This is a genomic window from Pseudomonas sp. S3_G06, from assembly GCF_054667565.1.
Window position 1 is genome coordinate 4,155,461 of sequence record NZ_CP162738.1, and the last position, 26,949, is coordinate 4,182,409.

Below are 26,949 nucleotides of genomic sequence, written 5' to 3' on the forward strand. Positions count from 1 at the left end.
CTTCAAGCTTCAAGCTTCAAGCTTCAAGCGGTAAGCTAACCGCCTACCCCGATCCAATCCTGCAGCTTGAAGCTTGCCGCTCAAAGCTGTCTCGAAGAGACCCCCATGACTGATCAACAACGCCTGGAACTCGAAGCCGCCGCCTTTCGCCGACTGGTCGCTCACCTCGACAGCCGCAAGGACGTGCAGAACATCGACCTGATGAACCTCGCCGGGTTCTGCCGCAACTGCCTGTCGAAGTGGTACAAGGCCGAAGCCGATCAACGCCAGATCGAGGTCAGCCTCGATGACGCCCGCGAAGTGGTGTACGGCATGCCCTACGCCGAGTGGAAAGCTCAATATCAGCAAGAAGCCAGCGCCGAACAGCAAGCGGCGTTTGCCAAAGGAAAACCCCAATGACTGATCTGAACACCCTGCGCGCCAGCTTCAAGAGTGGCGAGCATGTTTTCGCCGACACCTTGGCGTTCATCGCCGTCGGTTACGACTACCAGCCTCAAACGCTCAACAACGGCGGCGTGGAAAACGCTGCCGGCCAGAATGAAGGCTCCTGCAAGACCCTGGGCCTGGCACTGCTGGAAGGTCTGAGCGATGAAGAAGCGCTGCTGGCGTTCGGCGAGCATTACCGTTCGGTGCTGGCGACGCCTGAGGGCAGCGATCACAGCAATATTCGCGCGTTGATCAAGCACGGCCTGGCCGGGGTGAAATTCACCGCACAACCCCTGACCCGCCGCTGATCCCAACAGCCACACATACCCCCTGTGGGAGCGAGCCTGCTCGCGAAGACGGACTGACATTCTTCGATGATGTCGACTGATACACCGCTTTCGCGAGCAGGCTCGCTCCCACACTGGATGCGTAGCGACTGCTAATCTTGGGCACAAAAAAACCGGCCAATCTCTGGCCGGTTTTTTTGTGCCCTGCGGTCTTAGAACGTGGCGTTCTGCAGGCCGTCCAGGTAGCGCTCGGTGTCCAGTGCCGCCATGCAACCGGCGCCGGCCGAGGTGATGGCCTGACGGTAAACGTGGTCAGCCACATCACCGGCAGCGAAGATGCCTTCGACGCTGGTGGCCGTCGCATTGCCTTCGCGGCCGCCCTGCACAACCAGGTAACCGTCTTTCAGCGTCAACTGGCCTTCGAACAGCGAAGTGTTCGGGGTGTGGCCGATGGCGATGAACACGCCGTCGACTTTGATTTCGTCGAAGCTGCCATCGTTATTGCGCAGACGCGCACCGGTGACGCCCATGTTGTCGCCGAGGACTTCGTCCAGGTTGGCGTTCAACTTGAGGATGATCTTGCCTTCAGCCACACGGGCGTTGAGCTTGTCGATCAGGATCTTCTCGGCGCGGAAGGTTTCGCGACGGTGGATCAGGGTCACGGTGCTGGCGATGTTCGCCAGATACAGCGCTTCCTCAACCGCAGTGTTGCCACCGCCAACCACGGCGACCGGCTTGTTGCGGTAGAAGAAACCGTCGCAGGTCGCGCAGGCCGAGACGCCTTTGCCCATGAACGCTTCTTCCGACGGCAGGCCCAGGTAGCGAGCGCTGGCGCCAGTGGCAATGATCAGCGCGTCGCAGGTGTAGACGGCGCTGTCGCCGGTCAGGGTGTACGGCTTGGCAGCGAAGTCCACGGCGTTGATGTGATCGAAAACGATCTCGGTCTCGAAACGCTCGGCGTGCTCGCGCATGCGCTCCATCAACACCGGACCGGTCAGGCCATGAACATCACCCGGCCAGTTGTCGACTTCGGTGGTGGTGGTCAGTTGACCGCCGGCCTGCATGCCGGTGATCAGCAGTGGCTTGAGGTTGGCGCGTGCCGCGTAGACCGCAGCGCTGTAACCGGCGGGGCCGGAACCGAGAATGATCACTCGCGAATGACGGACTTCAGACATGAATCTGCTCCTGTTGGCCGGCCATGAAAAATCTGGCGCGGACGCCGGACGGCCGGCGGAATAAAAAAGGACCGTGGACACCTTGGGGAAGGCTTGAACTCGACAGTCCTGTAAAAAGTTGGGTGCAGCGTATCGAGGGGGGCAAGATTAAGGAAATACGGTTTAACAATCCAGCTCATAGGTGGTCTCTATGCCGAGACGCTGACGAGATAGACCTCTTTGTTACAGTGAATGTCGATTGCCCTGCCGCGCTTTCGCCGCTCTGGCAAAGCCGGTAACGTCGGCGCGTTTTCCCTTGCTTCGGAGCACCTTATGCCCGCCCCTGTTCTGTCCGGCCCGCAGTACCTGCGCGAAGGCCTCAAACTGGTCCTGAGCCCTGGCCTGCGCCTGTTCGTGTTGTTGCCGCTGGCGATCAACCTGGTGCTGTTCGTCGGATTGATCTATCTGGCCGGCCACCAGTTCAGCCTGTGGGTCGACACGCTGATGCCGTCGTTGCCTGAATGGCTGAGTTTCCTCAGCTATATCCTCTGGCCATTGTTCGTGGTCCTGGTGGCCTTGATGGTGTTTTTCACCTTCACCATGCTCGCCAACATCATTGCCGCACCGTTCAACGGCTTCCTTGCGGAAAAAGTCGAAGTGGTGGTGCGCGGCACTGATGATTTCCCGGCGTTCAGTTGGGGCGAACTGATCGCGATGATCCCGCGCACCCTTTCCCGGGAAATGCGCAAGCTCGGCTACTTCCTGCCGCGCGCCCTCGGCCTGTTCATCCTGTCGTTCATCCCAGTGGTGAATATCGTCGCCGCGCCGTTATGGCTGCTATTCGGCGTGTGGATGATGGCCATCCAGTACATCGACTATCCGGCGGACAACCACAAACTGGGCTGGAACGAGATGCTGGCCTGGCTGCGGCAGAAGCGCTGGCAGAGCATGAGTTTTGGCGGGATCGTCTATCTGGTGTTGCTGATTCCGGTGGTCAACATCCTGATGATGCCGGCGGCGGTAGCCGGGGCGACGTTGTTTTGGGTGCGTGAACGTGGCGCCGAAAATCTGGTGATCCAGCACTGACCGCGTCACAAATCCATCATCCGACCGTAACAAGCTCGACATGGCCTCAGCCGACACTGAGGTCATGACGACAGCTCTACATATAACCCTCATCAGCGAAACCTTCCCACCGGAAATCAACGGCGTGGCCAATACCCTTGGCCGCTTGTGCGAGGGTTTGCGCGCACGTGGGCACCAGGTGGAGCTTGTACGCCCGCGCCAGGCCACCGATCCGCAACGCAGCGAAGACGATGCACTGTTGCTGTGTCGCGGCTGGCCACTACCGGGCTATCCGGGACTGCAATGGGGCCAGTCGTCGATGCATAAACTGCTGCGCCGCTGGAAACGCCAGCGGCCGGATGTGCTGTACATCGCCACGGAAGGCCCGCTCGGATTGTCGGCACTGCGCGCGGCACGGCGCCTGGGGATTGCGGTGGTGAGCGGTTTTCACACCAACTTCCAGCAATACACCAGCCAGTACGGCCTCGGCCTGCTGACGCGGATGCTCACTCATTACCTGCGCTGGTTTCACAATCGTTCGGCAATGACTTTGGTGCCGAGCGCCAGTCAGCGCCTGGAACTGGAGCGTCGGCATTTCGAACGGCTGGCGTTGTTGTCGCGGGGCGTGGACAGCCAGTTGTTTCATCCGAGCAAACGTCAGAGCGCGTTGCGTGAGCAATGGGGACTCTCTGATAAAGATATCGCGGTCATCCACGTAGGAAGGCTCGCCCCGGAGAAAAATCTGGGCTCGCTCAAACGCTGCTTTGAAGGTCTGCGCGAAACTTATCCACAGCGCCATCTGAAGCTGATCGTGGTCGGAGATGGCCCGCAGCGTTCGGCGCTGGAAAAAGAACTGCCGGAGGCGATCTTCTGCGGCGCGCAGCGGGGCGAAGCCCTGGCGGCGCACTACGCCTCAGGAGATCTGTTCGTATTTCCCAGCCTGACCGAAACTTTCGGCAATGTGGTGCTGGAAGCCCTGGCTTCGGGGCTCGGCGTTGTTGCCTATGATCAGGCAGCGGCGGCGCAGCATATTCGCCACGGCTACAACGGCGTGTCAGCCATGCCCGGCGATGAGCAGGCATTTTGCGAGGCGGCGGCGTGGTTGCTGGAGGAGGATGAGCGGTTGCGCTGTGTGCGGCTGAATGCACGGCAGCATGGCAGTCGCCAGGGCTGGGCGGCGATTATCGAGCAGTTCGAGGGGTATTTGCGGGGGGCTTGTGCGGGGGAGCTGGGGGTGCCTGGGGCGCAGACACAACCTTAGATTTTCGTCGACAGAGAAACAGCTTTCGTGAGCAGGCTCGCTCCCACATGGGTACTGCATTCTTTCAGATGGAATGCGGTCGAAGGTGGGAGCGAGCCTGCTCGCGAATGGTTCGAACTGGCGCCGCTTAGACCAGGGTCATCAACGCCTCACGACTGAACGGCAGAATGTCCTGCTCACGCCCTTCACGGACTTTCTGCGCCCAGTCCGGATCGACCAGCAGCGCGCGGCCCACTGCTACCAGGTCAAACTCTTCTTTGTTCAGACGCTCCAGCAGATTTTCCAGGCTGGCCGGTTGCGCGACCTTGTCGGTGTTGACCATGAACTGCAGGAACTCGCCGTCCAGGCCGACGCTGCCCACGGTGATGGTCGGTTTGCCGGTCAGCTTGCGGGTCCAGCCAGCAAGGTTCAGATCCGAACCGTCGAACTCCGGCTCCCAGAAGCGTCGGGTCGAGCAGTGGAAAATGTCCACGCCAGCGTCGGACAGCGGCTTGAGAAATTCGCCCAGCGCTTCGGGAGTTTGCACCAGACGCGCGGTGTAATCCTGCTGCTTCCATTGCGAGAAGCGGAAGATGATCGGGAAACCCTCACCGACGGCTGCGCGCACTGCTTGAATCAATTCGATGGCAAAACGCGAACGATTGGCCAGGCTGCCACCGTATTCGTCAGTGCGCTGGTTGCTGCCTTCCCAGAAGAACTGGTCGATCAGATAACCGTGGGCGCCATGGATTTCCACACCGTCCATACCGATGCTTTGCGCGTCTTTGGCAGCTTGGGCGAACGCGGCAATCACGTCCTGGATGTCCTGCTTGGTCATGCCGTGAACCACGACCTGGCCGTCCTTGAGTTTCTCCGACGGACCGTAGCCCGGCACGCTGGCGTCCGGCTCGGTGCCGAGGCGACGTACGCTGCCGACATGCCACAGTTGCGGGACGATCTTGCCGCCCTCGGCGTGCACGGCGTCGACAACTTTTTTCCAGCCGGCCAGCGGCGCGTCACCGAAAAATTGCGGCACATTCGGATAACCGTTGGCAGCGATATGGCCGACGGTGGTGCCTTCGGTGATGATCAGACCAACCCCGGCGGCCGCACGACGGCGATAGTACTCAATGACCTTGGAATTCGGCACACCGCCCGGCGAAAACGAACGGGTCATTGGCGCCATGACCACGCGGGTCGGCAGTTCGAGGGCACCGAGGTGGAACGGTTTGAACAGGGCTTGAACGGGCATCGAGAGGCTCCACGAAGACGTTGGCGACGGACATTGATCGATATGACGGCGATAATATCCGCCACGTTCTTCGCGTGACAGCACTATTGATCTAAATGATTAAGGGTCAAAAGGCAGGCAAAAAAAATCGCAGCTCAACGCTGCGATTTTCTGATTCAGGCTAAGGCCTTTTCGATCGCGGCAATCACTGTCGGATCATCCGGCGCGGTGCGCGGGGAGAACCGCGCCAGCACCCGGCCATCCTTGCCGAGCAGAAACTTTTCGAAGTTCCAGGTGATGTCACCGGGAAATTCGGCGCCCTCGCCCGCCAGCAGGCGATACAACTGATGCCGCTCGTGGCCGTTGACTTCGAGCTTGCTCGACAACGGAAAGGTCACGCCATAGTTGAGGCTGCAGAACTCCTGGATTTCTTTCTCCGAGCCTGGCTCCTGACCGGCAAACTGGTTGCACGGCAGGCCCAGCACAGCAAAGCCTTTATCTTTGTATTGCTGGTAGAGGTTTTCCAGTGCCGCGTACTGAGGGGTCAAGCCGCATTTGGAGGCCACGTTGACCACCAGCACGACTTGTCCCTTGAACGGCGCCAGCGGTAGCTCCTGACCATCCAGGGCTGTCAACTTAAGGTCGTGAAAAGCACTCATGCCGAACTCCAGGATTCTCGTGTTCTACTCGAAACAGCCACTTGGCGAGGCCACCAAGGACAGCCGCGGACTAAAAAGGCGCCCACAGGCGCCTCTCCAGTACTCGAAGCTTAGCGCAGAAAATCAGTGGTGATGGCCACCTTCGCCATGGACGTGACCATGAGCGATTTCTTCCTGGCTGGCGTCACGGATATCAACGATCTTCACTTCGAAGTTCAGGCGCTGACCGGCCAGAGGGTGGTTGCCATCAACGGTGACGTCGTCGCCGTCCAGATCACGGATGGTGACGATCTGCATCTGGCCGTCCGGCGCCGAAGCGTGGAACTGCATGCCGACTTCCAGCTCGTCAACGCCTTCGAACATGCTGCGGCTCAGGGTGCTGACCAGTTCAGCGGCGTATTCACCGTAAGCGTCTTCCGGCTCAACGGCTACTTTCAGCTCGTCGCCGACAGCTTTGCCTTCAAGGGCTTTTTCCAGGCCCGGGATGATGTTGCCTGCGCCTTGCAGGTAAACCAGCGGAGCGCCGCCGGCGGAGCTGTCGATGACCTCACCAGCGTCGTTGGTCAGGGTATAGTCGATGGAGACAGCCTTATTGGCGGCGATCAGCATGGGGCGAGACCTTTTGCATAAGAATATAGAAAGGCCAAGTTTAGCGAAGCAATCGCGTGAAAGCGACCACAACCCGGACAAACGGGTTTCGACCATCACAGGCTTCCATCAGGACGAAGATGGCCATTGGGTGGTCGAGCTTTCCTGTGGCCACACCCAGCACCTGCGCCACCAGCCGCCGTGGCAAACCCGCGCCTGGGTCCTGGATCCGGCGCAACGTATTGAAAAAACAGGTCAACCCTTTGCCTGCGGTTGGTGTGCACAAGGCTCGGTTAGCGATAACCTTGGCGACTGAATTTCGGTAGTCGGCCAGACATAGGCTGACACCCTTGCATAGAGAATTCCCATGCAAACTTTTTTTATCGCCCCCACCGATTTTGGCGTGGGTCTGACCTCCATCAGCCTCGGGCTGGTGCGCACGCTTGAACGCGCCGGTCTCAAAGTCGGCTTCTTCAAACCGATCGCCCAGCCGCACCCGGGCGACACCGGCCCTGAGCGATCCACCGAACTGGTGGCGCGCACCCACGGCCTGAAACCGCCACAACCGTTGGGGCTGGCGCACGTCGAACGCATGCTCGGCGACGGTCAGCTCGACGAACTGCTCGAAGAAATCATCGCCCTGTATCAGCAAGCGGCGGTCGGCAAAGACGTGCTGGTGGTCGAAGGCATGGTGCCGACCCGCAGCGCCAGTTACGCCGCGCGGGTCAATCTGCATCTGGCCAAGAGCCTGGATGCCGAGGTGATTCTGGTCTCGGCGCCGGAAAACGAAGTGCTCGCCGAGCTTTCTGGCCGCGTCGAGCTTCAAGCGCAATTATTCGGCGGCCCGAAGGACCCGAAGGTCCTCGGGGTGATCCTCAACAAGGTCAAGACCGACGAGAGCATGGACGCCTTCGCCACACGCCTGAAAGAGCATTCGCCGTTGCTGCGCAGCGGTGATTTCCGCTTGCTTGGCTGCATCCCGTTTCAGCCGGAACTCAATGCGCCGCGCACCCGCGACGTCGCCGACCTGATGGGTGCGCAAGTGCTCAACGCGGGAGACTACGAAACCCGGCGCATGAGCAAAATCATCATTTGCGCACGAACCATGCGCAACACCGTCGAGCTGCTCAAGCCCGGCGTGCTGGTGGTGACCCCGGGCGATCGCGACGACATCATCCTCGCCGTCAGCCTCGCGGCGATCAACGGTGTGCCGCTGGCCGGCCTGCTGCTGACCAGCGACACCCTGCCCGACCCGCGCATCATGGATCTGTGCCGGGGCGCGTTGCAGGCCGGTTTGCCGGTGTTGTCGGTGAGCACCGGCTCGTACGACACCGCCAATCTGCTCAATGGCCTGAACAAGGAAATTCCGATCGATGACCGCGAGCGCGCGGAGATCATCACCGATTTCGTCGCCAGCCACCTCGACGCCAACTGGCTGCATCAGCGCTGCGGTACGCCTCGGGAGATGCGCCTGTCGCCGGCGGTGTTCCGCTATCAATTGATCCAGCGCGCGCAAGCGGCGAACAAGCGTATCGTCTTGCCCGAAGGCAGCGAGCCGTTCACCGTGCAAGCGGCGGCAATCTGTCAGGAACGCGGGATCGCCCGCTGCGTGCTGTTGGCCAAGCCCGAAGACGTCGAAGCGGTCGCCCGCGCCCAAGGCATCGTGCTGCCGCCGGGTCTGGAAATCCTTGACCCGGACCATATCCGCGAGCGCTACGTCGAGCCGATGGTGGCCCTGCGCAAAAGCAAAAGCCTCAACGCACCGATGGCCGAGCAGCAACTGGAAGACACCGTGGTGATCGGCACCATGATGCTGGCGCTGGACGAGGTCGATGGGCTGGTGTCCGGTGTGATCAACACCACCGCCAATACCATTCGCCCGGCCCTGCAACTGATCAAGACCGCGCCGGGCTGCACCCTCGTATCGTCGGTGTTTTTCATGTTGTTTGCGGAGCAAGTGCTGGTCTACGGCGACTGCGTCATGAACCCACACCCAAGCGCCAGCGAACTGGCCGAGATCGCCTTGCAAAGCGCTGACTCCGCCGCCGCGTTCGGCATTACCCCACGCGTGGCAATGATCAGCTACTCGAGCGGCGAATCGGCCCGGGGCGAAGAAGTCGAAAAAGTCCGCGAGGCGACCCTGCTCGCCCACGAGCAACAGCACTCGTTGCTGATCGACGGCCCGCTGCAATACGACGCCGCCGCCAACGCCGAAGTTGCCCGACAACTGGCGCCGAACAGTCAGGTCGCCGGGCGTGCCACGGTATTCGTGTTCCCCGATCTGAACACCGGCAACACCACGCACAAAGCCGTGCAACGCAGCGCCGATTGCGTCAGCCTCGGGCCGATGCTGCAAGGCCTGCGCAAACCGGTGAACGACCTGCCGCGCGGCGCGCAAGTCGATGACATCGTCTACACCATCGCGCTCACCGCGATTCAAGCCGCCAACCGACCTATGGATGTGTAAATGCTGGACTTTCTCCCTGCACCGTTGCGCGGCGTGATCGCCTCGCTGTTGTTGGCGCTCAACACGATTCTGCTCTGCTCGTTCCTGTTCTGCGTGGCGCTGGTCAAGGCTTTGCCGTTTGCCTTTACCCAGCGCATCGCCGGTTGGCTGATGAGCCACACCCACGAGGCGTGGATCAGCAATAACAAAGGCTGGATGAATCTGGTACGGCGCACCCGCTGGCACCTCAGCGGTCTGCAAGGCCTCGACTATCAGCACTCGTACCTGATCACCAGCAACCACCAGAGCTGGGTGGATATTCTGGTGCTGCAATACGTGCTCAACCGCAAGATTCAGCCGCTGAAGTTCTTCCTCAAGCAGGAGCTGATCTGGGTGCCGGTAATCGGGCTGGCCTGGTGGGCGCTGGGCTTTCCGTTCATGAAGCGCTACTCCAAGGCGTATCTGGAAAAACACCCGGAGAAAAAAGGCAAGGACCTGGAAACCACGCGCAAGACCTGCGCGAAATTCCGCCATAACCCGGTGGGGATTTTCAACTTCGTCGAAGGCACACGCTTCACCGAAGGCAAGCATGCGCAGCAGCAGTCACCGTTCAAATACCTGCTCAAGCCCAAGGCCGGCGGGATCGCCTTTGTGCTGGATGCGATGGGCGAACAGCTGGAGTCGATCGTCAACGTGACGATTCATTATCCGGCCGGGCGTCCGGGATTCTGGGACTTGCTCTGCGGCAATGTGCGCGATGTGGTGGTGCACTTTGAAGAGCTGAAGATTCCGCCAGCCTTCATCGGCAAGAACTACGATCAGGACGGCGACTACCGCTTGCAGTTTCAGGGCTGGATCAATCAGCTGTGGCTGGACAAGGATGCGTTGCTCGAACAGATGCACCGCGAATTTCCAGGTCGCCAATAACCCCCTGTGGGAGCGAGCCTGCTCGCGAAAGCGGTGGATCAGCATACAAAGATGTTGAATGAGATAAAGCTTTCGCGAGCAGGCTCGCTCCCACAGTTTTAATTGCAGCGCTCTGAAATAAAAAACCCGCCGATGATCACTCATCGGCGGGCTTTTTCTTGCAGCTTGCCGCTTGCCGCTTGCCGCTTGCAGCTAGAAGCTTGCAGCTGCTTCTGCCTTAGATCGCGCCACGCTGACGCAACAGCTCCAGCACTTGCTTGACGCTTTCTTCCAGGCTCAGCGACTGCGTGTCGATCACCAGATCGGCATTGAGCGGCACATCGTACGGGAAGGACTCGCCCGGGATATTGTCGCCGCCAGCGGCGTACAGACCTTGCGGATCACGCTCGGCGCACACGGTCGGCGAGGCCTGCACATAGACCGTCAGCAAGCGATCCTTGCCGATCAGTTCCTTGGCCTGCTCGCGACCTTCGGCACTCGGCGCAACGAACGCGGCCAATGTCAGCAGCCCCGCCTCGTTGAACTGACGCGCCACGTGGGCGGCTCGACGCCAGTTCTCGGTACGCCCGGCGCGATCCTGCGGCAGCCCCTTGTTCAGGTCCTGACGCAGGTTCTGGCCATCGAGGACAAACACCGCGCGACCCATGTCGAACAGCTTGCGTTCGACCGCATACGCCAGGGTGCTTTTGCCCGCGCCGGACAAGCCGCTGAACAGAACCGTGGCCGGTTGCTGGCCGAAGCGCTGAGCACGTTCTTCGGTCGCCACGTGGGCCAATTTGCCGTGGTGGGTGGCGGTGCCATGGGCCACTGGCTGAGCGACGATCATGCCGGCGCCAACGGTGCCGTTGGTCAGGCGATCGATGACGATGAATGCGCCGGTGGTGCGGTTGCTTTCGTAACCGTCGAGGGCAATCGGCGCGTCGAGCGCGATCTTCACCTTGCCGATTTCGTTGAGCTGCAACGCGCTCGCCGGGCCTTCTTCCAACGTGTTGACGTCGACCTTGTTGACGATGCTGGCGATCGAGCCCGGCACGTAACTGGTGGCGCGTTTGATGTCGTATTTCTTGCCCGGCAGCATCGGCTCTTCAGCCATCCACACCAGCATCGCTTCGAAGCTGTCGGTGACCGGTGGCACGTTGTCGGCATGCACCAACAGGTCGCCACGGGAGATATCGATTTCGTCTTCCATGGTCAGCGTTACCGCCTGACCGGGACCGGCGTGTTCCAGCTCACCTTCGAAAGTGACGATGGACTTCACCCGGCTGCTCTTGCCCGACGGCAGCACCACGACTTCGTCGCCCTTGTGCACAATGCCGCTGGCCAGGGTGCCGGCGAAACCACGGAAGTTCAGGTTCGGACGGTTGACGTACTGCACCGGGAAACGCAGATCGGTGAAGTTGCGATCGCCCGCCACTTCCACAGTCTCGAGGATTTCCATCAGCGACTGGCCGGTGTACCACGGCGAGCGCTCGGACTTGTTCACCACGTTGTCGCCCTTGAGGGCAGACATCGGCACGAAGTGCATGCTGGTCGGCTTCATCTTCAAGCCTTCGGCGAACTTCAGGTAGTCGGCCTTGATCGACTCGAACACGCCTTCGTCGAAGTCCTTCAAGTCCATCTTGTTGATGGCGACGACGATGTGTTTGATGCCCAGCAGGGAGGCGATGAAGCTGTGGCGACGGGTCTGGGTCTGCACGCCGTAACGGGCGTCGACCAGAATGATCGCCAGGTCACAGGTGGACGCACCGGTGGCCATGTTGCGGGTGTACTGCTCATGGCCGGGGGTGTCGGCGATGATGAATTTGCGCTTGGCGGTGGAGAAATAGCGGTAGGCGACATCAATGGTGATGCCCTGCTCACGCTCGGCCTGCAGACCGTCGACCAGCAACGCCAGATCGATGTCGTCACCGGTGGTGCCGACCTTCTTCGAATCGCGGGTGATCGCTTCGAGGTGATCTTCGTAGATCATTTTCGAGTCGTGCAGCAGGCGCCCGATCAGGGTGCTCTTGCCGTCGTCGACGTTACCGCAGGTCAAAAAGCGCAGCAGCTCTTTACGTTCGTGCTGGCCCAGGTAGGCGAGGATGTCCTCGCTGATCAAATCAGATGCGTGGCTCATTGCATTCAAGCTCCGAGCTGTAAGCTTCAAGCGGCAAGCTTGTCGGCGTACAGCTAGTCAGAAATTTTGTTGATCAACCCAACCAGCATCCTAGAAAGCTCTCGGGTCTCCATAATCCAATTTTCAGCCAGTGGTTCTGCGATGTAAGCGATATCTCGGCCTATCAGGATCTGGGTGCGCAGCTCTCCACAAGAAGCTTTCGCAATCCAAAGAAAATGAACCTTTTCTTTGCAACTCCGACGCTCCATGCCTTCAGCGATATTGGAAGGCACTGAAAGTGCAGAACGGGTGATCTGATCCTTGAATCCAAAATCCCCGCACCGCGCAAACTCTTTGAAAATCCTCACCGCCAGACATTTGCTTCGCTGCCATACAACCAGTCTCTCGAAATCCATTACGAGTCATCCGATTCCGGCCCGCAGCAACCGGCTGCAAGCGCCAAACTGCAAAGCTACTCATACCGCCTTTAACTTGCAGCTTGCCGCTTGTAACTCGAAGCTTAAAAGTAACCTTGACGTTTTTTGTCTTCCATCGAGCCTGCGCCATCGTGGTCGATGACCCGGCCCTGGCGCTCGGAAGTTCGCGTCAGGAGCATTTCCTGAATGATGTCCGTCAGGCTTTCGGCCTCGGACTCCACCGCGCCCGTCAACGGGTAGCAGCCAAGGGTGCGGAACCGCACTTTCTTTTTCACGATGCGCGCTTTGTCTTCATCGGACAGGTGCTCGAGGATGCGCTCGTCGTCGATCATGATCAGCGTGCCGTTTTTCTCGATCACTTCGCGTTCGGCGGCGAAGTACAGCGGCACAATCGGGATGCCTTCGAGATAGATGTACTGCCAGATGTCCAGCTCGGTCCAGTTCGACAACGGGAATACACGAATGGATTCGCCCTTGTTGACCTTGCCGTTGTAGACATTCCAGAGCTCTGGACGCTGGTTTTTCGGGTCCCAGCGGTGCTTGCTGTCGCGGAACGAGTACACGCGCTCTTTGGCGCGGGATTTCTCTTCATCGCGACGGGCGCCTCCGAACGCTGCATCGAAACCATGCTTGTCGAGTGCCTGTTTCAGGCCTTCGGTTTTCATGATGTCGGTGTGCTTGGCGCTGCCGTGGGTGAACGGGTTGATGTTCTGCGCCACGCCATCGGGGTTGATGTGGGTGATCAGGTCCAGGCCCAAGTCTTCGACCATCTTGTCGCGGAACTTGTACATTTCCTGGAATTTCCAGCGGGTGTCGACGTGCATCACCGGAAACGGCAGTTTGCCCGGGAAGAACGCCTTGCGTGCCAGGTGCAGCATCACGGCGGAGTCTTTACCGATGGAGTACAGCATCACCGGGTTATCGAACTCGGCGGCCACCTCGCGGATGATGTGGATGCTTTCCGCCTCCAGCTGTTTCAGATGCGTCAGTTTGTCGACCATGGCTACTCACGAAAGCTTTCTTATGAACGGCCAGCGGGCCGTGTTCGAGCGAGGAATCCTAGCACAGCGACCTCTTCTAATCAGGACGCCAACTAGATCGAAAGGGTATATGAATATGCCTGCCAGTTCGGCCCGTCAGGGCCGAATGTGGGAGCGAGCCTGCTCGCGAAAGCGGATTGTCAGGCACCTTTGTATCGAAGGTCTGAGGCCTTCGCAAGCAGGCTCGCTCCCACAGGAGTTTGCGGTGAGCTCAGATCGGGTTCGGGATGTCGATGAAGATGTGCTCAAGGGCAAAGCGCTTCGCCAGATACTCACCCAGCGCCTGCACGCCGTAGCGTTCGGTGGCGTGGTGGCCAGCGGCGATGAAGCTGATGTCGTTCTCCCGGGCGCTGTGGAAAGTCTGCTCGGAGGCCTCGCCACTGATGAACAGGTCGACACCCGCCGCCACGCCCTGATCGATATAACCCTGGCCACCGCCGGTGCACCAGCCGACACGGCGGATCATGCCGCTGCCTTCGATCAGCAGCGGCTCGCGGCCCATGACTTCCTGCACCTTGCGCGCGAAATCCCGCGCAGTCATTGGCTCATTCAGCGAACCGACCAGCCCGACGACTTTCGGATTGCTCGGGTCGAGCGGCCCTTCGACAGTGATGTCGAGTTGACGCGCCAGTTGCACGTTGTTGCCGACGTCCGGGTGCAGATCCAGCGGCAGGTGATAGGCGAGCAGACTGATGTCGTGCTTGAGCAGGGTTTTCAAGCGGCGCTGTTTCATACCGGTGACGCAAGGATTTTCGCCTTTCCAGAAATAACCGTGGTGGACCAGGATCAGGTCGGCCTCGGCTTCGACGGCGGCATCGAGCAACGCCTGGCTGGCGGTGACGCCACTGACGATGCGCATCACCTGCGGGCGGCCTTCGACCTGTAATCCGTTGGGGCAATAATCGGCAATTTTCGCACTGCCCAGGTAACGGTCGGCTTCTTCGACGAGGGTGCTGAGGGCAACGGCCATGAAAGACTCCTAAATATCCCGTTCAGAGGCGCGCGCGGCCTCGTATAATGCGCGACATTATGGGCGGTCTGACCTCGCCTGCAACCTTTCCAGGAACGTGCTTAATGCTCAAGGCGCTGCGTTTTTTTGGCTGGCCGCTGTTGGCCGGTGTGCTTATCGCTCTGTTGATTATTCAGCGTTACCCCGAGTGGGTCGGGCTGCCGAGCCTCGACGTCAATCTGCAACAGGCCCCTCAGACCACGATCGTGCAGCAGGGGCCGGTGTCCTATGCGGATGCAGTGAGCATCGCCGCGCCGTCGGTGGTCAACCTGTACACCACCAAGGTCATCAACAAACCGGCGCATCCCTTGTTCGAGGATCCGCAGTTCCGCCGCTTCTTCGGTGACAATTCGCCGAAACAGAAGCGCATGGAATCGAGCCTCGGTTCCGGGGTGATCATGAGCCCGGAAGGCTACATCCTCACCAACAACCACGTCACCAGCGGCGCCGACCAGATCGTCGTGGCGCTCAAGGATGGTCGCGAGACGCTGGCCCGCGTGATCGGCAGCGATCCGGAAACCGACCTCGCTGTCCTTAAAATCGACCTGAAAAACCTCCCGGCGATCACCGTCGGCCGCTCCGACAGCATTCGCATCGGCGACGTTGCGCTGGCCATCGGCAACCCGTTCGGCGTCGGCCAGACCGTGACCATGGGCATCATCAGCGCCACCGGCCGTAATCAGTTGGGCCTGAACAACTACGAAGACTTCATCCAGACCGATGCGGCGATCAACCCGGGCAACTCCGGCGGTGCGCTGGTCGACGCCAACGGCAACCTCACCGGTATCAACACGGCGATCTTTTCCAAATCCGGCGGCTCGCAAGGCATCGGTTTTGCCATCCCGGTGAAACTGGCGATGGAAGTGATGAAGTCGATCATCGAGCACGGCCAGGTGATTCGTGGCTGGCTGGGCATCGAAGTACAACCGCTGACTCAGGAACTGGCGGAGTCGTTTGGCTTGTCCGGGCGCCCGGGGATTGTCGTCGCGGGGATCTTCCGTGACGGCCCGGCGCAGAAAGCCGGCCTGCAACTGGGCGATGTGATTCTGAGCATCGATGGCGAGCCGGCCGGCGATGGTCGCCGCTCGATGAACCAGGTGGCGCGGATCAAGCCGACCGACAAGGTGACGATTCAGGTCATGCGCAACGGCAAGGAGCTGAAGCTGACCGCTGAAATCGGCCTGCGTCCACCGCCGGCACCGGTGAAAGAAAAAGAAGAGTAAAAATGTTTTCGCGCCAGTGGCGCGAATAACAGACATTCTCAACAGGCATGTTATATTGTTTCAATTCTAGCAATTGGAACAACATAACATGTCGTCTCGCAAAAAGGCCTCGCTGTTGGGCCTGACTCTGGGTTTGCTCTGCGATCCCGCCTTCGCCGATGAGCCGCAGCCCGTTGAGCTGGAAGCCATCAGCGTCACTTCCGACTATGAATCCCCCACCGGCCCGGTCAGCGGTTATCGCGCGACTCGCTCGGCCAGTGCGACCAAAACCGACACGGCGATTCGCGATATCCCACAAGCCATCAGCGTCGTTCCGGCCAGTGTGCTCTCGGATCTGGGCAGCACCAGCGTTGAACGCGCGCTGGATTTTGCCGGCGGCGTATCGAAGCAGAACAACTTCGGCGGCCTGACCCTGTACGAATACAGCGTGCGCGGCTTCACCACGTCCGAGTTCTACAAGGACGGTTTCAGCGCCAATCGCGGCTACCCGAGCACGCCAGATGCGGCCAACATCGAGCGCATCGAAGTGCTCAAGGGCCCGGCCGCCAGCCTGTACGGCCGGGGTGATCCCGGCGGCACGGTGAACATCGTCACCAAGAAGCCGCAGCCCGAAGCGTTCACCACTGTGCAAACCAGCGCCGGCAGTTGGGATCGCTATCGCACCGCGCTGGACGTCAACACGCCCCTCGATGATCAGGGCAATGTGCTCTCGCGTGTCAACCTCGCGGTAGAAGACAACAACAGCTTTCGCGACCACGTCGACAGCCAGCGGGTATTCGTCGCGCCTTCGATCAGTTGGCAGTTGAACCCGGACACCTCGCTGCTGGTGGAAAGCGAAATCGTCCGTCACAACTTGACGTTCGATCGTGGCGTGGTGGCGCCGAACAACAAGTGGAGCGGCGTATCGCGCTCGACGTTCTTGGGCGAGCCCAACGACGGCAACATCGACAACCATAACAACCTGCTCCAGGCCGCCCTTGAGCACCATCTGAACGACAGCTGGAAGCTGCGTCTGGCCAGCCACTACAAGGAAGGCAAGCTCTGGGGCGACGCTTCCGAAGCACGACCGCTGAACGCCGACGGCCACACGGTCAATCGCCGCTTGCGCGAACGCGATACGAGTTGGCACGACAGCATCACCCAACTGGAACTGCGCGGTCTGTTCGACCTCGGGCCGTGGCAGCATGAATTGCTGATCGGCACCGAGTACGAGAATTACCGCAAGGACGAACGCGTCACCACCATTGCTGGCGGCCCCTACGCCATCGACATCTATAAGCCGGTCTACGGCCAGCCGAAACCCAACGGCGCACGCTCGGGCACCGACTTCTTCGAACACGTCGAAAGTCATGCGCTGAACCTGCAGGACCAGATCATTTTCACCGACAAGCTGCGCGGCATGGTCGGCGCGCGCTTCGAGCATTTCGATCAGCGCATCGACGATCACAGCCGCAACGCCAAAAGCCAGCAGCGCCACGACGCACTGACTCAACGCGCCGGCCTGCTCTATCAGCTCACGCCGAACACCGGCCTGTTCGCCAATGCCTCGACCTCGTTCAAACCGAACAACGGCCTGGATGCCTCCGGCAAATCCTTCGACCCGGAAGAAGGCGTCGGTTACGAAGTGGGGATCAAGAACGAACTGTTCGATGAGCGCGTGAGCAGCACCCTCGCCTTCTTCCACATCGACAAGGAAAACGTTCTCGCCCTCGATCCGGGCACCGACACCAGCCGCGCCATGGGCAAGGCGCGCAGTCAGGGTTTCGATTGGCAAGTGAGCGGCCAGGTGACCGACGCAGTGCGGGTCATCGGCGCCTTCGCCTACATCGACGCCGAGGTGACCAAGGGCGACGCGACCATTCCTACCGGCAGCCGCATCCTCGGCGTGGCTAAACGCAGCGGCAGTCTGCTGGGTGTTTATGAATTTCAGGATGGCCGACTGCGCGGTTCAGACGTCGGTGCAGCGTTCACCTACGTCGGCGATCGCTCGGGCGAATCCGGCAGCGACTTCGAATTGCCGGCCTACCAGACCGTCGACTTGCTCGCGCATTACAAGGCCAGCGACAACGTCACGCTCGGCCTCAACCTGAACAACATCTTCGACGAGAAATATTACGAGCGCTCCTACAGCAACTACTGGGTCAACCCCGGCGAGCCACGCAATTTCACTGTCAGCCTGACACTCAACCTGTAAAAGGACGTCACCATGCACTACGGCAAATCCCTTCTGCTCATCGCTGCGCTGTTCACCGGTCAGGTGTCGGCGCACGGCCTGTGGACAGAGGAGCGACGCGGCAACATCGAAGTGGTCTACGGTCACGGCGCTGAAGACAACGCCTTCAAGGCGCAGAAAATCAGCGGTGCCTGGGCTTATGACGCAAGCGGCAAAATGATCCCGGTCAGCGTCGAGCGCCTGGCCGATCATGCCCGGCTGAAACCGTTGAAGCCGCCGGCGGTGATGGCCGTGGCGCTGAACAATGGCATGTGGTCGCAGACGGCGGACAAGAAGTGGATCAACGAAGGACGCAGCAAAGTGCCCGGCGCCACCGAGGCCACGCAGACGTTCAAGTACAGTCTGGCGATCTATCAGCCGGGGGCGAAGTTGCCGAAGCTTGACCAGATCAAACTGCTGATCCTGCCGGAGGTCGATCCGCTGACGGTCGGGCCGGGTAAATCGTTACCGGTGCGGGTGCTGCTCGATGGCAAACCGGCGGCGGGGGTGAAGTTGTATGGCGACTATCGCAGCGCGCCAAACACCCTGAGCACCGAGACCGACAAGGATGGGCGTGCGCAGGTGCTGGTGCGTAACGAAGGGTTGAATGTGATTGCGGCGCAGGTTGAAGTGCCGGTGAAGGACAGTGTGGATGTGGACAGTCGTGGGTTGTTCAGTTCGCTGACTTTCTTGGGCGAGCCGCATCACGAATAAAAGCACACCCTCACCCCAGCCCTCTCCCAGAGGGAGAGGGAGCCGACCGAGTTGTCTTGCGGGATACATCGACCTGAAAGACCGAGTTGATTATGGATTCAATACAAATCGTTCAAGTCGGTGAACCTCTGCAATATTCCCCATTCAGTCCCCTCTCCTTCTGGGAGAGGGCTAGGGTGAGGGGCTTTTGCTTTTAAAGGTCGCCAAGCCCATCAATCAACGCCTGATTCTGCTCCGGCGTGCCAATCGAGATCCGCAAGAACTGCGCAATCCGTTCCTGCTTGAAGTGCCGCACGATCACGCCCTGCTCGCGCAGCTTGGCCGCCAGGCCCGCCGCGTCATGCTGCGGGTGGCGAGCGAAGATGAAGTTGGCCGCCGACGGCAGCACTTCAAAGCCTTTAGCCTGCAACTGCGCCACCACCCATTCGCGACTTTCGATCACCTGACGACAGGTCTTGTCGAAATACTCGCGGTCTGCAAAAGCCGCCGCCGCGCCGACAATCGCCAGACGATCCAGCGGATAGGAGTTGAAGCTGTTCTTGATCCGCTCCAGCGCTTCGATCAGGTCCGGATGCCCTACTGCCAGACCGACACGCAGGCCGGCCAGCGAGCGTGACTTGGACAGCGTCTGCGTCACCAGCAGATTCGGATAGCGGTCCACCAGACTGATCGCCGTCTCGCCGCCGAAGTCGATGTACGCCTCATCCACGACTACGACCGAATCAGGACTGGCCTTGAGGATTTGCTCGACCGCGTCCAGCGCCAGCAGGCACCCGGTCGGGGCGTTCGGGTTGGGGAAAATGATCCCGCCATTCGGTTTGGCGTAATCGGCCGGGTTGATCTGGAACTGCGCATCCAGCGGCACCGCGTCGAATTCAATGCCGTACAGACCGCAGTAAACCGGATAGAAGCTGTAGCTGATGTCCGGGAACAGCAGCGGCTGATCGTGTTGCAGCAAGCCGTGGAAGATGTGCGCAAGCACTTCGTCCGAACCGTTGCCGAGGAACACCTGACTGGTTTGCACGCCGTAATATTCGGCCACGGCGCTTTTCAGCAGATCACTGTTCGGGTCCGGATACAGGCGCAGGTTGTCGTTGAGCTCGGCTTGCATCGCCGCGAGCGCTTTTGGCGACGGGCCATACGGATTTTCGTTGGTATTGAGCTTGACCAGTTTGGTCAGCTTCGGCTGTTCGCCCGGCACGTAGGGCACCAGATCCTTGACGAACGGGCTCCAGAATTTACTCATCGCTCAGTTCCCCTGCCCTTTCAGAAAGTCTTGGTCTTTGATGCGGTATTCGGCGCTGCGTGCGTGGGCGCTCAGCGATTCACCACGGGCCAGTACCGATGCTGTTTTGCCCAGCTCGGAAGCGCCGGTCTCGGAGCAGAAGATGATCGACGAGCGCTTCTGGAAGTCGTAGACGCCCAGCGGCGAGGAGAAGCGCGCGGTGCCGGAAGTCGGCAACACGTGGTTCGGGCCGGCGCAGTAATCGCCCAACGCTTCGGAGGTGTGGCGGCCCATGAAGATCGCACCGGCGTGGCGAATCTGCGGCAGCCAGGCCTGTGGATCGGCGACCGACAATTCCAGGTGTTCCGGGGCGATGCGGTTGGCGACTTCGATGGCCTGGGCCATGTCGCTCACCTGAATCAGCGCACCACGGCCATTGATCGAAGTTTCGATGATGGTCGCGCGGTCCATGGTCGGCAGCAGTTTGTCGATGCTCGCGGCCACCTTGTCGAGGAACTCGGCGTCCGGGCTGACCAGAATCGCTTGCGCGTCTTCGTCGTGCTCGGCCTGAGAGAACAGGTCCATGGCAATCCAGTCCGGATCGGTCTGGCCGTCGCAGACCACGAGAATTTCCGAAGGGCCGGCGATCATGTCGATGCCGACCTGACCGAACACATGACGCTTGGCCGTGGCCACATAGATGTTGCCCGGGCCGACAACCTTGTCGACACGCGGCACGCTTTCGGTGCCGTAAGCCAGGGCGGCAACTGCTTGCGCGCCGCCGATGGTGAACACGCGGTCGACACCGGCGATGCAGGCAGCGGCCAGCACCAGCTCGTTGATTTCACCGCGCGGGGTTGGCACGACCATGACTACTTCGGTCACGCCGGCCACCTTGGCCGGAATCGCGTTCATCAATACCGACGACGGATACGAGGCCTTGCCGCCCGGCACGTAAAGGCCTGCGCGATCCAGTGGCGTGACCTTCTGGCCCAGCACTGTGCCGTCAGCCTCGGTGTAGCTCCAAGAATCCTGCTTCTGTTTTTCGTGATAGCTGCGCACGCGGGCGGCGGCTTTTTCCAAGGCCTCGCGTTGCGGCACAGTGATGCGGGTCAGGGCCAGTTCAAGGCGCTCGCGCGGCAGGATCAGGTCGGCCATCGAGGTGACTTCGAGACCGTCGAACTTCTGGGTGAATTCGACCAGCGCCGCGTCACCGCGCTCGCGCACAGCCTTGATGATGTCCAGCACGCGCTGATTGACCGAGTCGTCAGACACACTTTCCCAGCTCAGCAGATGATCCAGATGATGCGCGAAATCCGGGTCAGCAGCGTTGAGTCGGCGAATTGCAGTGGTTGCGGTCATAGCGAGAGCCTCATAGGAATTGGCAAAAAACTCAGGCGCCCGAAACTAGCATTCGATCCGCTTGGGCACCTGAGAATTCTGGCTATGAGGCGGATAGACGGCGCGGCCTCGGGCCGCGCTGGTAGATCAGCCGCGGTGTCGCGATTCCACTGCGTTGCGCAGGGTGTCGATCAACGCCTGGATTCGGGCGTGCTGCATTTTCATCGAAGCCTTGTTGACCACCAGACGCGAGCTGATCGTGGCGATCAGTTCCTGTGGCTCCAGGCCGTTGGCGCGCAGGGTGTTGCCGGTGTCGACCACGTCGATGATCTTGTCGGCCAGCCCGATCAGCGGCGCCAGCTCCATCGAACCGTACAGCTTGATGATGTCGACCTGACGGCCCTGCTCGGCGTAATAACGCTTGGCAACGTTGACGAACTTGGTCGCCACGCGCAGACGGCCCTTGGGCTCGGCCGCGCCGATCTTGCCGGCGGTCATCAGCTTGCACTGGGCGATCTGCAGGTCCAGCGGCTCGTACAGGCCCTGGCCGCTGTATTCCATCAGCACGTCCTTACCGGCGACGCCGAGGTCGGCCGCGCCATGCTCGACATAGGTCGGCACGTCGGTGGCACGCACGATCAGCAGACGCACGTCGTCCTGGGTCGTGGGAATGATCAGCTTGCGGCTCTTGTCCGGATTCTCGGTCGGCACGATGCCCGCTTCAGCGAGAAGCGGCAGGGTGTCGTCAAGGATGCGGCCCTTGGACAGTGCGATGGTCAACATGGGAAACGTCAGTCCTTATCAAGGTACTCATGCCCGGTCGCAATCGGCGCCGGACACACATCGAGGGTGCGTACACCCTCGACTCAAAACGAATTCAGTGGACACGTCCCTGTGTCCCGATGCAGCGATCAGCCCGGAACGCGGCGGATCTTGGCACCCAGCATTTGCAGTTTTTCTTCGATGCACTCGTAACCACGGTCGATGTGGTAGATGCGGTCGATCAGCGTGTCGCCTTCGGCAACCAGCGCCGAGATCACCAGGCTGGCCGACGCGCGCAGGTCGGTGGCCATGACTGGCGCGCCCTTGAGCTTCTCGATACCGGTGACGATGGCGGTGTTGCCTTCAACCTGGATGTGCGCGCCCATGCGGTGCAGTTCGTACACGTGCATGAAACGGTTTTCGAAGATCGTCTCGATCACCGCACCAGTGCCTTCGGCAATGGCGTTGAGCGAGATGAACTGGGCCTGCATGTCGGTCGGGAACGCCGGGTACGGCGCAGTGCGCACGTTGACCGCTTTCGGGCGCTTGCCGTGCATGTTCAGCTCGATCCAGTCTTCACCGCAGGTGATTTCCGCACCGGCTTCACGCAGCTTTTCCAGCACCGCTTCGAGGATGGTCGGATCGGTGTCCTTGACCTTGACGCGACCACCGGTGACGGCAGCGGCGACCAGGTAGGTGCCGGTTTCGATACGGTCAGGCATGACCTTGTAGAACGCCGAACCCAGACGCTCGACGCCATCAATGGTGATGGTGTCGGTGCCAGCACCGGAAACCTTGGCGCCCATGGCATTGAGGAAGTTCGCCAGGTCGACTACTTCAGGCTCGCGCGCGGCGTTCTGCAACACGCTGCGGCCCTTGGCCAGAGCAGCGGCCATCATGATGTTTTCGGTACCGGTCACGCTGACGGTGTCGAAGAAGAAGTGCGCGCCGCGCAAGCCACCTTCAGGTGCCTTGGCCTTGATGTAGCCGCCTTCGACGTCGATGACCGCGCCCATGGCTTCCAGACCGCGAATGTGCAGGTCGACCGGACGCGAACCGATGGCGCAACCACCAGGCAGTGCGACTTCGGCTTCACCGAAACGCGCGACCATCGGGCCCAGTACCAGGATCGACGCACGCATGGTTTTCACCAGTTCGTACGGGGCGATCAGGGTCTTGATGGTGCGCGGGTCGATTTCGACGCTGAGCTTCTCGTCGATCACCGGCTCGATGCCCATGCGCCCGAACAGCTCGATCATGGTGGTGATGTCGTGCAGGTGCGGCAGGTTGCCAACGGTGACCGGGCCATCGCACAGCAAGGTCGCGGCCAAAATCGGCAGGGCGGAGTTCTTCGCGCCGGAAATGCGGATCTCGCCATCGAGACGAGCGCCACCGGTAATAATCAATTTATCCATTAGTATCTCGACGCCCTAGGGCTCAGGTGCGCTCGGCCCAGGCCGTGCTGCTGAAAAATTTCATAGTGACCGCATGGATGCTGCCATCGACGATCCATGGGTTCAAATGGGCATAGACCTGCTGCTGACGCTTCACCGGGCTCAACGCCGCCAGTTCATCGCTGATCACGTTCAGCTGGAAGTTGCAGCCTTCGCCTTCAACTTCTACCAGCGTTCCTGGCAGCTTTCCTTCAAGGAAGCTCTTCACTTCTACGGCCTGCATGCTCAACCTCAATCGGCGCCCTGTGCGCACGGGTCGGACATCATACAAAAAAGCCCCGCGCCTGCGAACCCCGCAACGCAGGACTCTGACGGGGGGCTTCTTTATAGATGAGGGTTCAGGGGTGCGCCAACAGCTCGGTCAACTCGCTGACCTGAGCGATTTCGCGCATGTCTTCGGGCATCGCGCGGATGCTGACGGCCTTGCCGGCCGCCTGAGCATCACGCATGAAGCACAGCAGCAACGACAGGCCGACGCTGCTGGACTTCTGCACCGCCGAACAATCGATGACCAGCGCCGACGCCTTGCTCGACTTGATCAGCGCCTGCCCTTCCTTGCGCAGCTCAGGCCCGGTGCGGTAATCCAGCACGCCGCTGAGCACCAGCTCGTCGACATCACTCATGCGAACTGCCGCCTCACTCATTGCGCTGGCTTCGCGGCGGCTTTGTCGGTTTCCTGCTTGGCCTTGGCGACTTCACCGGCCCAGCCATCGATGGTCTTGTCCAGATCGTTGCCATTGCGCTGCATGGCGTCGGCGAACTGGTCACGGAACAGCTTGCCAATGTTGATGCCATTGATGATCACGTTGCGCAGTTTCCACTCGCCGCTGATCTTCTCAAGCGTGTACTGCACCGGATAGATCGCGCCATTGCTGCCCTTGACGGTCATATTGACGCTGGTGCGCTCGCCCGATTCGTCTTTGGCCGGGTCAACCGTGATGCCCTGGTTGTTGTATTCCAGCAGAGCGTTGCCGTAGAACTGGAACAGACCGCGCTTGAAGTTTTCCTGAAAGCGCTGCATCTGCTCAGGCGTGGCCTTGCGCGAATACTTCACGGTCATGATGCTTTTGGAGATGCCCTCGGCATCCACCACCGGACCGACAATGTTGTTCAGCGCCGCATAGAAATCCTGCGGATCCTGCTTGTACTTCTCTTTGTTCGCCTGCAAATCGGCAAGCATCCGGTTCGTGGTGTCCTGAATCAGGTCATGAGCCGATTGCCCCGGTGCAGCGTTAGCCATCAACGGCAGGGCCGCGAGCAACACCAACAGGCCACGTCGCAAGATAGAGATCATTCAAAAGCTCCTCATTTGGCGTCTTTGCTAACGGTATTGAGCAGGAATTTACCGATCAGGTCTTCCAGTACCAGTGACGACTGCGTGTCGTGGATGGTTCCACCGTCTTTCAACTGGGTGTCTTCGCCGCCGACGCTGATACCGATGTATTTCTCGCCCAGCAGACCCGCGGTGAGGATAGACGCTGTGGAATCGACCGGCAGGTTGTCGACCTTTTTATCCACTTGCAGCGTGACCCGACCGGTGAAGCTGTCGCGATCCAGATCGATAGCGGTGACCTTGCCGATGGTCACACCGGCCATGGTCACTTTGGCTCTGACCGTCAGACCGGCGATATTGTCGAAATACGCATACAACTTGTAAGTGTCGGTGGACGAAGTCGGAGACAGGCCGCTGACGCGCAAGGCGAGCAGCAGCAAAGCCAGGATCCCTGCCAGCAGGAACAGGCCGACACCGATTTCCAGGGTGCGGTTTTGCATCAGAAATCTCCAAACATCAAAGCGGTCAGAATAAAGTCCAGGCCGAGCACTGCCAGCGAGGCAAACACCACGGTCTTGGTGGTGGCACGACTGATCCCCTCGGAAGTGGGCTCACAGTCATAGCCTTGGAATACGGCGATCCAGGTCACCACAAAGGCGAAAACGACACTCTTGATCACGCCATTGAGCACGTCACTGGTGAAATTCACGCTGTTCTGCATGTTCGCCCAGTACGAGCCTTCATAAACGCCCAGCCAGTCGACTGCGACCCACGAACCGCCCCAGATGCCGACGACGCTGAAGATCATCGCCAGCACCGGCAGGGAAATGAAGCCGGCCCACAGGCGCGGGGCAATGATGTACTTGAGCGGATCGACACCGATCATTTCCAGGCTGGACAACTGCTCGGTGGATTTCATGTTGCCGATCTCGGCGGTCAACGCCGAACCGGCGCGCCCGGCAAACAGCAACGCCGTGACCACCGGCCCCAGTTCACGCAGCAACGTCAGGGCGACCATCTGCCCCACCGCCTGCTCTGAACCATAGCTGGAAAGAATGCTGAAGCCCTGCAACGCCAGGACCATGCCGATGAAAATGCCGGAGACCACGATGATCACCAGCGACATGACGCCGACCGAATGCAGCTGCTTGACCAACAGGCCGAAACCACCGCTGATACCGCCACGGCCCAGCAGGGCGTGAAACAGGAACAGGGTCGCTCGACCAAACACCGCGACCGCGTCGATCGCCGATTCGCCGAACCGACGCACGCGTTCCATCAATGAAATTCTGCGCATCAGCGCTTCCCCAGAAGATCTGCGCGGTAATCCGACGCTGGAAAATGGTACGGCACCGGGCCATCGGGATCGCCGGTCATGAACTGGCGGATACGCGGATCATCGGAATTCATCAGCTCATCCGGTGTGCCTTGGCCCAGCACCTGACCATCGCCCACTACATAGATGTAGTCGGCAATGCTCGCGGTTTCTGCAAGATCGTGCGAGACCACGATGCTGGTGATGCCCAGGGCATCGTTGAGCAGGCGGATCAGGCGCACCAGCACGCCCATGGCGATCGGGTCCTGGCCCACGAAGGGCTCGTCGTACATGAGAATCTGCGGATCGAGGGCAATCGCCCGGGCCAGCGCAACACGGCGCTTCATGCCGCCGGACAGTTCGTCCGGCATCAGCTCGATGGCGCCACGCAGACCCACTGCCTGCAATTTGAGCAGGACGATGTCGCGGATCATGTCTTCCGGCAGTTGCGTGTGCACCCGCAGCGGGAAGGCCACGTTCTCGAACACATCAAGGTCAGTGAACAGCGCACCGCTCTGAAACAGCACGCCCATGTGCTTGCGCGCATCGAACAGATCACTGCGCGACAGCGTCGGCAGATTCTGCCCGTTGACCCAGACTTCACCGCTGGACGGCCGCAACTGTGCGCCCATCAGGCGCAGCAGCGTGGTCTTGCCGCAGCCGGAAGGCCCCATGATGCCGGTGACCTTGCCGCGGGGGATGCGGATATCGACGTTATTGAAAATGCTCCGCGCACCGCGCTTGAAGGAGACTCCCTTCAGCTCGACCGCGTAGGCGTTATCGGCACTCATCTAAACTCCTTGCGATGCAGCCTCTCACTGGGATG

General features: G+C 60.3%; 28 protein-coding genes. 10 read left to right on the plus strand and 18 right to left on the minus strand.

Annotation, left to right across the window (positions count from 1 at the left end; genetic code table 11):
* Positions 1-105: 105 nt before the first annotated feature.
* Both AB4N47_RS18670 and AB4N47_RS18675 read left to right on the plus strand, forming a co-directional pair.
* Positions 106-399 (plus strand): DUF1244 domain-containing protein, encoded by a 294-nt coding sequence (locus AB4N47_RS18670; protein WP_076565887.1) that lies wholly within the window; start codon positions 106-108, stop codon positions 397-399.
* Positions 396-734 carry a HopJ type III effector protein gene (locus AB4N47_RS18675; RefSeq protein WP_460154300.1) on the plus strand — a complete coding sequence of 113 codons (339 nt, stop codon included), beginning with the start codon at positions 396-398 and terminating at the stop codon, positions 732-734. Before AB4N47_RS18670 ends, AB4N47_RS18675 begins: the two co-directional genes overlap by 4 nt.
* A 191-nt stretch (positions 735-925) precedes the next feature.
* Here AB4N47_RS18675 and trxB read toward each other — a convergent pair whose 3' ends face one another.
* Positions 926-1,888 carry a thioredoxin-disulfide reductase gene (gene trxB / locus AB4N47_RS18680; RefSeq protein ID WP_016771656.1) on the minus strand — a complete coding sequence of 321 codons (963 nt, stop codon included), beginning with the start codon at positions 1,886-1,888 and terminating at the stop codon, positions 926-928.
* A 312-nt stretch (positions 1,889-2,200) separates the two neighbouring features.
* Here trxB and cysZ point away from each other — a divergent pair, with 312 nt between their 5' ends.
* Together cysZ and AB4N47_RS18690 are read left to right on the plus strand one after the other, a co-directional pair.
* On the plus strand, positions 2,201-2,953 hold the full coding sequence (gene cysZ / locus AB4N47_RS18685) for a sulfate transporter CysZ (protein ID WP_125917950.1): 753 nt from the start codon (positions 2,201-2,203) through the stop codon (positions 2,951-2,953).
* Between the two features lie 40 nt (positions 2,954-2,993).
* Entirely contained in the window at positions 2,994-4,193 is a 1,200-nt protein-coding gene (locus tag AB4N47_RS18690; protein WP_341639101.1) for a glycosyltransferase family 4 protein, read from the plus strand.
* A gap of 127 nt (positions 4,194-4,320) precedes the next feature.
* On the opposite strand, the gene AB4N47_RS18695 is transcribed toward AB4N47_RS18690, so the two are convergent.
* The 3 genes from AB4N47_RS18695 to AB4N47_RS18705 all read right to left on the minus strand — a co-directional run bounded on the left by AB4N47_RS18695 (position 4,321) and on the right by AB4N47_RS18705 (position 6,671).
* Complete coding sequence (locus AB4N47_RS18695) at positions 4,321-5,424, minus strand: NADH:flavin oxidoreductase (protein ID WP_197890285.1); 1,104 nt, start codon at positions 5,422-5,424, stop codon at positions 4,321-4,323.
* A gap of 155 nt (positions 5,425-5,579) precedes the next feature.
* Positions 5,580-6,062 carry a glutathione peroxidase gene (locus tag AB4N47_RS18700; protein ID WP_016771660.1) on the minus strand — a complete coding sequence of 161 codons (483 nt, stop codon included), beginning with the start codon at positions 6,060-6,062 and terminating at the stop codon, positions 5,580-5,582.
* Between the two features lie 123 nt (positions 6,063-6,185).
* Positions 6,186-6,671 carry an FKBP-type peptidyl-prolyl cis-trans isomerase gene (locus AB4N47_RS18705; RefSeq protein WP_016771661.1) on the minus strand — a complete coding sequence of 162 codons (486 nt, stop codon included), beginning with the start codon at positions 6,669-6,671 and terminating at the stop codon, positions 6,186-6,188.
* Between AB4N47_RS18705 and AB4N47_RS18710 the strand changes: the two genes are divergently transcribed.
* The 3 genes from AB4N47_RS18710 to AB4N47_RS18720 are packed head-to-tail and all read left to right on the plus strand — an operon-like array spanning position 6,640 to position 10,023.
* Positions 6,640-6,966, plus strand: coding sequence for a DUF3565 domain-containing protein (locus tag AB4N47_RS18710; RefSeq protein WP_082530248.1), 327 nt, complete (start codon positions 6,640-6,642; stop codon positions 6,964-6,966). The genes AB4N47_RS18705 and AB4N47_RS18710 overlap by 32 nt on opposite strands.
* 51 nt (positions 6,967-7,017) lie before the next feature.
* Positions 7,018-9,117, plus strand: a complete 2,100-nt coding sequence (gene pta, locus AB4N47_RS18715; RefSeq protein ID WP_341639100.1) for a phosphate acetyltransferase — start codon at positions 7,018-7,020, stop codon at positions 9,115-9,117.
* A complete protein-coding gene (locus tag AB4N47_RS18720) occupies positions 9,118-10,023 on the plus strand; it encodes an acyltransferase (RefSeq protein ID WP_341639099.1) in 906 nt (301 codons plus the stop codon).
* Positions 10,024-10,240: 217 nt separating this feature from the next.
* On the opposite strand, the gene cysN is transcribed toward AB4N47_RS18720, so the two are convergent.
* The 4 genes from cysN to AB4N47_RS18740 form a co-directional block, all read right to left on the minus strand.
* Entirely contained in the window at positions 10,241-12,139 is a 1,899-nt protein-coding gene (cysN, locus tag AB4N47_RS18725; RefSeq protein ID WP_122747700.1) for a sulfate adenylyltransferase subunit CysN, read from the minus strand.
* Between the two features lie 53 nt (positions 12,140-12,192).
* A complete protein-coding gene (locus AB4N47_RS18730; RefSeq protein ID WP_039759341.1) occupies positions 12,193-12,534 on the minus strand; it encodes a four helix bundle protein in 342 nt (113 codons plus the stop codon).
* Between the two features lie 104 nt (positions 12,535-12,638).
* The gene (gene cysD, locus AB4N47_RS18735) at positions 12,639-13,556 is read right to left on the minus strand and encodes a sulfate adenylyltransferase subunit CysD (RefSeq protein ID WP_016771664.1); all 918 of its coding nucleotides are present in this window, start codon (positions 13,554-13,556) and stop codon (positions 12,639-12,641) included.
* A 250-nt stretch (positions 13,557-13,806) separates the two neighbouring features.
* Positions 13,807-14,565 (minus strand): Nif3-like dinuclear metal center hexameric protein, encoded by a 759-nt coding sequence (locus tag AB4N47_RS18740; RefSeq protein ID WP_130901481.1) that lies wholly within the window; start codon positions 14,563-14,565, stop codon positions 13,807-13,809.
* Positions 14,566-14,669: 104 nt separating this feature from the next.
* Between AB4N47_RS18740 and algW the strand changes: the two genes are divergently transcribed.
* From algW to AB4N47_RS18755, 3 genes are all read left to right on the plus strand, one after another.
* The gene (gene algW, locus AB4N47_RS18745) at positions 14,670-15,827 is read left to right on the plus strand and encodes a Do family serine endopeptidase AlgW (RefSeq protein WP_039759347.1); all 1,158 of its coding nucleotides are present in this window, start codon (positions 14,670-14,672) and stop codon (positions 15,825-15,827) included.
* 88 nt (positions 15,828-15,915) lie between these two features.
* Positions 15,916-18,021 carry a TonB-dependent siderophore receptor gene (locus AB4N47_RS18750; protein ID WP_341639098.1) on the plus strand — a complete coding sequence of 702 codons (2,106 nt, stop codon included), beginning with the start codon at positions 15,916-15,918 and terminating at the stop codon, positions 18,019-18,021.
* Positions 18,022-18,033: 12 nt separating this feature from the next.
* Positions 18,034-18,753 carry a DUF4198 domain-containing protein gene (locus AB4N47_RS18755; protein WP_341639097.1) on the plus strand — a complete coding sequence of 240 codons (720 nt, stop codon included), beginning with the start codon at positions 18,034-18,036 and terminating at the stop codon, positions 18,751-18,753.
* Positions 18,754-18,946: 193 nt separating this feature from the next.
* Here the strand turns inward: AB4N47_RS18755 and hisC are convergent, their stop codons facing one another.
* From hisC to AB4N47_RS18805, 10 genes are all read right to left on the minus strand, one after another.
* A complete protein-coding gene (hisC, locus tag AB4N47_RS18760) occupies positions 18,947-19,999 on the minus strand; it encodes a histidinol-phosphate transaminase (RefSeq protein ID WP_341639096.1) in 1,053 nt (350 codons plus the stop codon).
* Between the two features lie 3 nt (positions 20,000-20,002).
* Entirely contained in the window at positions 20,003-21,340 is a 1,338-nt protein-coding gene (hisD, locus tag AB4N47_RS18765) for a histidinol dehydrogenase (RefSeq protein ID WP_341639095.1), read from the minus strand.
* A 126-nt stretch (positions 21,341-21,466) separates the two neighbouring features.
* Positions 21,467-22,102, minus strand: a complete 636-nt coding sequence (hisG, locus tag AB4N47_RS18770) for an ATP phosphoribosyltransferase (RefSeq protein WP_016771668.1) — start codon at positions 22,100-22,102, stop codon at positions 21,467-21,469.
* 128 nt (positions 22,103-22,230) lie between these two features.
* Positions 22,231-23,496 carry a UDP-N-acetylglucosamine 1-carboxyvinyltransferase gene (murA, locus tag AB4N47_RS18775; RefSeq protein WP_016771669.1) on the minus strand — a complete coding sequence of 422 codons (1,266 nt, stop codon included), beginning with the start codon at positions 23,494-23,496 and terminating at the stop codon, positions 22,231-22,233.
* Positions 23,497-23,518: 22 nt separating this feature from the next.
* Positions 23,519-23,758, minus strand: a complete 240-nt coding sequence (locus AB4N47_RS18780; RefSeq protein WP_137215495.1) for a BolA family protein — start codon at positions 23,756-23,758, stop codon at positions 23,519-23,521.
* Positions 23,759-23,873: 115 nt separating this feature from the next.
* Complete coding sequence (locus tag AB4N47_RS18785; RefSeq protein ID WP_130909585.1) at positions 23,874-24,179, minus strand: STAS domain-containing protein; 306 nt, start codon at positions 24,177-24,179, stop codon at positions 23,874-23,876.
* Positions 24,176-24,829: an MlaC/ttg2D family ABC transporter substrate-binding protein gene (locus tag AB4N47_RS18790; protein ID WP_110603726.1), complete on the minus strand. Its 654-nt coding sequence runs from the start codon at positions 24,827-24,829 to the stop codon at positions 24,176-24,178. Before AB4N47_RS18790 ends, AB4N47_RS18785 begins: the two co-directional genes overlap by 4 nt.
* 11 nt (positions 24,830-24,840) lie before the next feature.
* Complete coding sequence (gene mlaD, locus AB4N47_RS18795; protein WP_016771673.1) at positions 24,841-25,308, minus strand: outer membrane lipid asymmetry maintenance protein MlaD; 468 nt, start codon at positions 25,306-25,308, stop codon at positions 24,841-24,843.
* Positions 25,308-26,105, minus strand: coding sequence for a lipid asymmetry maintenance ABC transporter permease subunit MlaE (gene mlaE, locus AB4N47_RS18800; RefSeq protein ID WP_016771674.1), 798 nt, complete (start codon positions 26,103-26,105; stop codon positions 25,308-25,310). The genes mlaD and mlaE overlap by 1 nt, the downstream gene beginning before the upstream one ends.
* The gene (locus AB4N47_RS18805; RefSeq protein ID WP_341639094.1) at positions 26,105-26,914 is read right to left on the minus strand and encodes an ATP-binding cassette domain-containing protein; all 810 of its coding nucleotides are present in this window, start codon (positions 26,912-26,914) and stop codon (positions 26,105-26,107) included. Before AB4N47_RS18805 ends, mlaE begins: the two co-directional genes overlap by 1 nt.
* Positions 26,915-26,949: the final 35 nt, after the last annotated feature.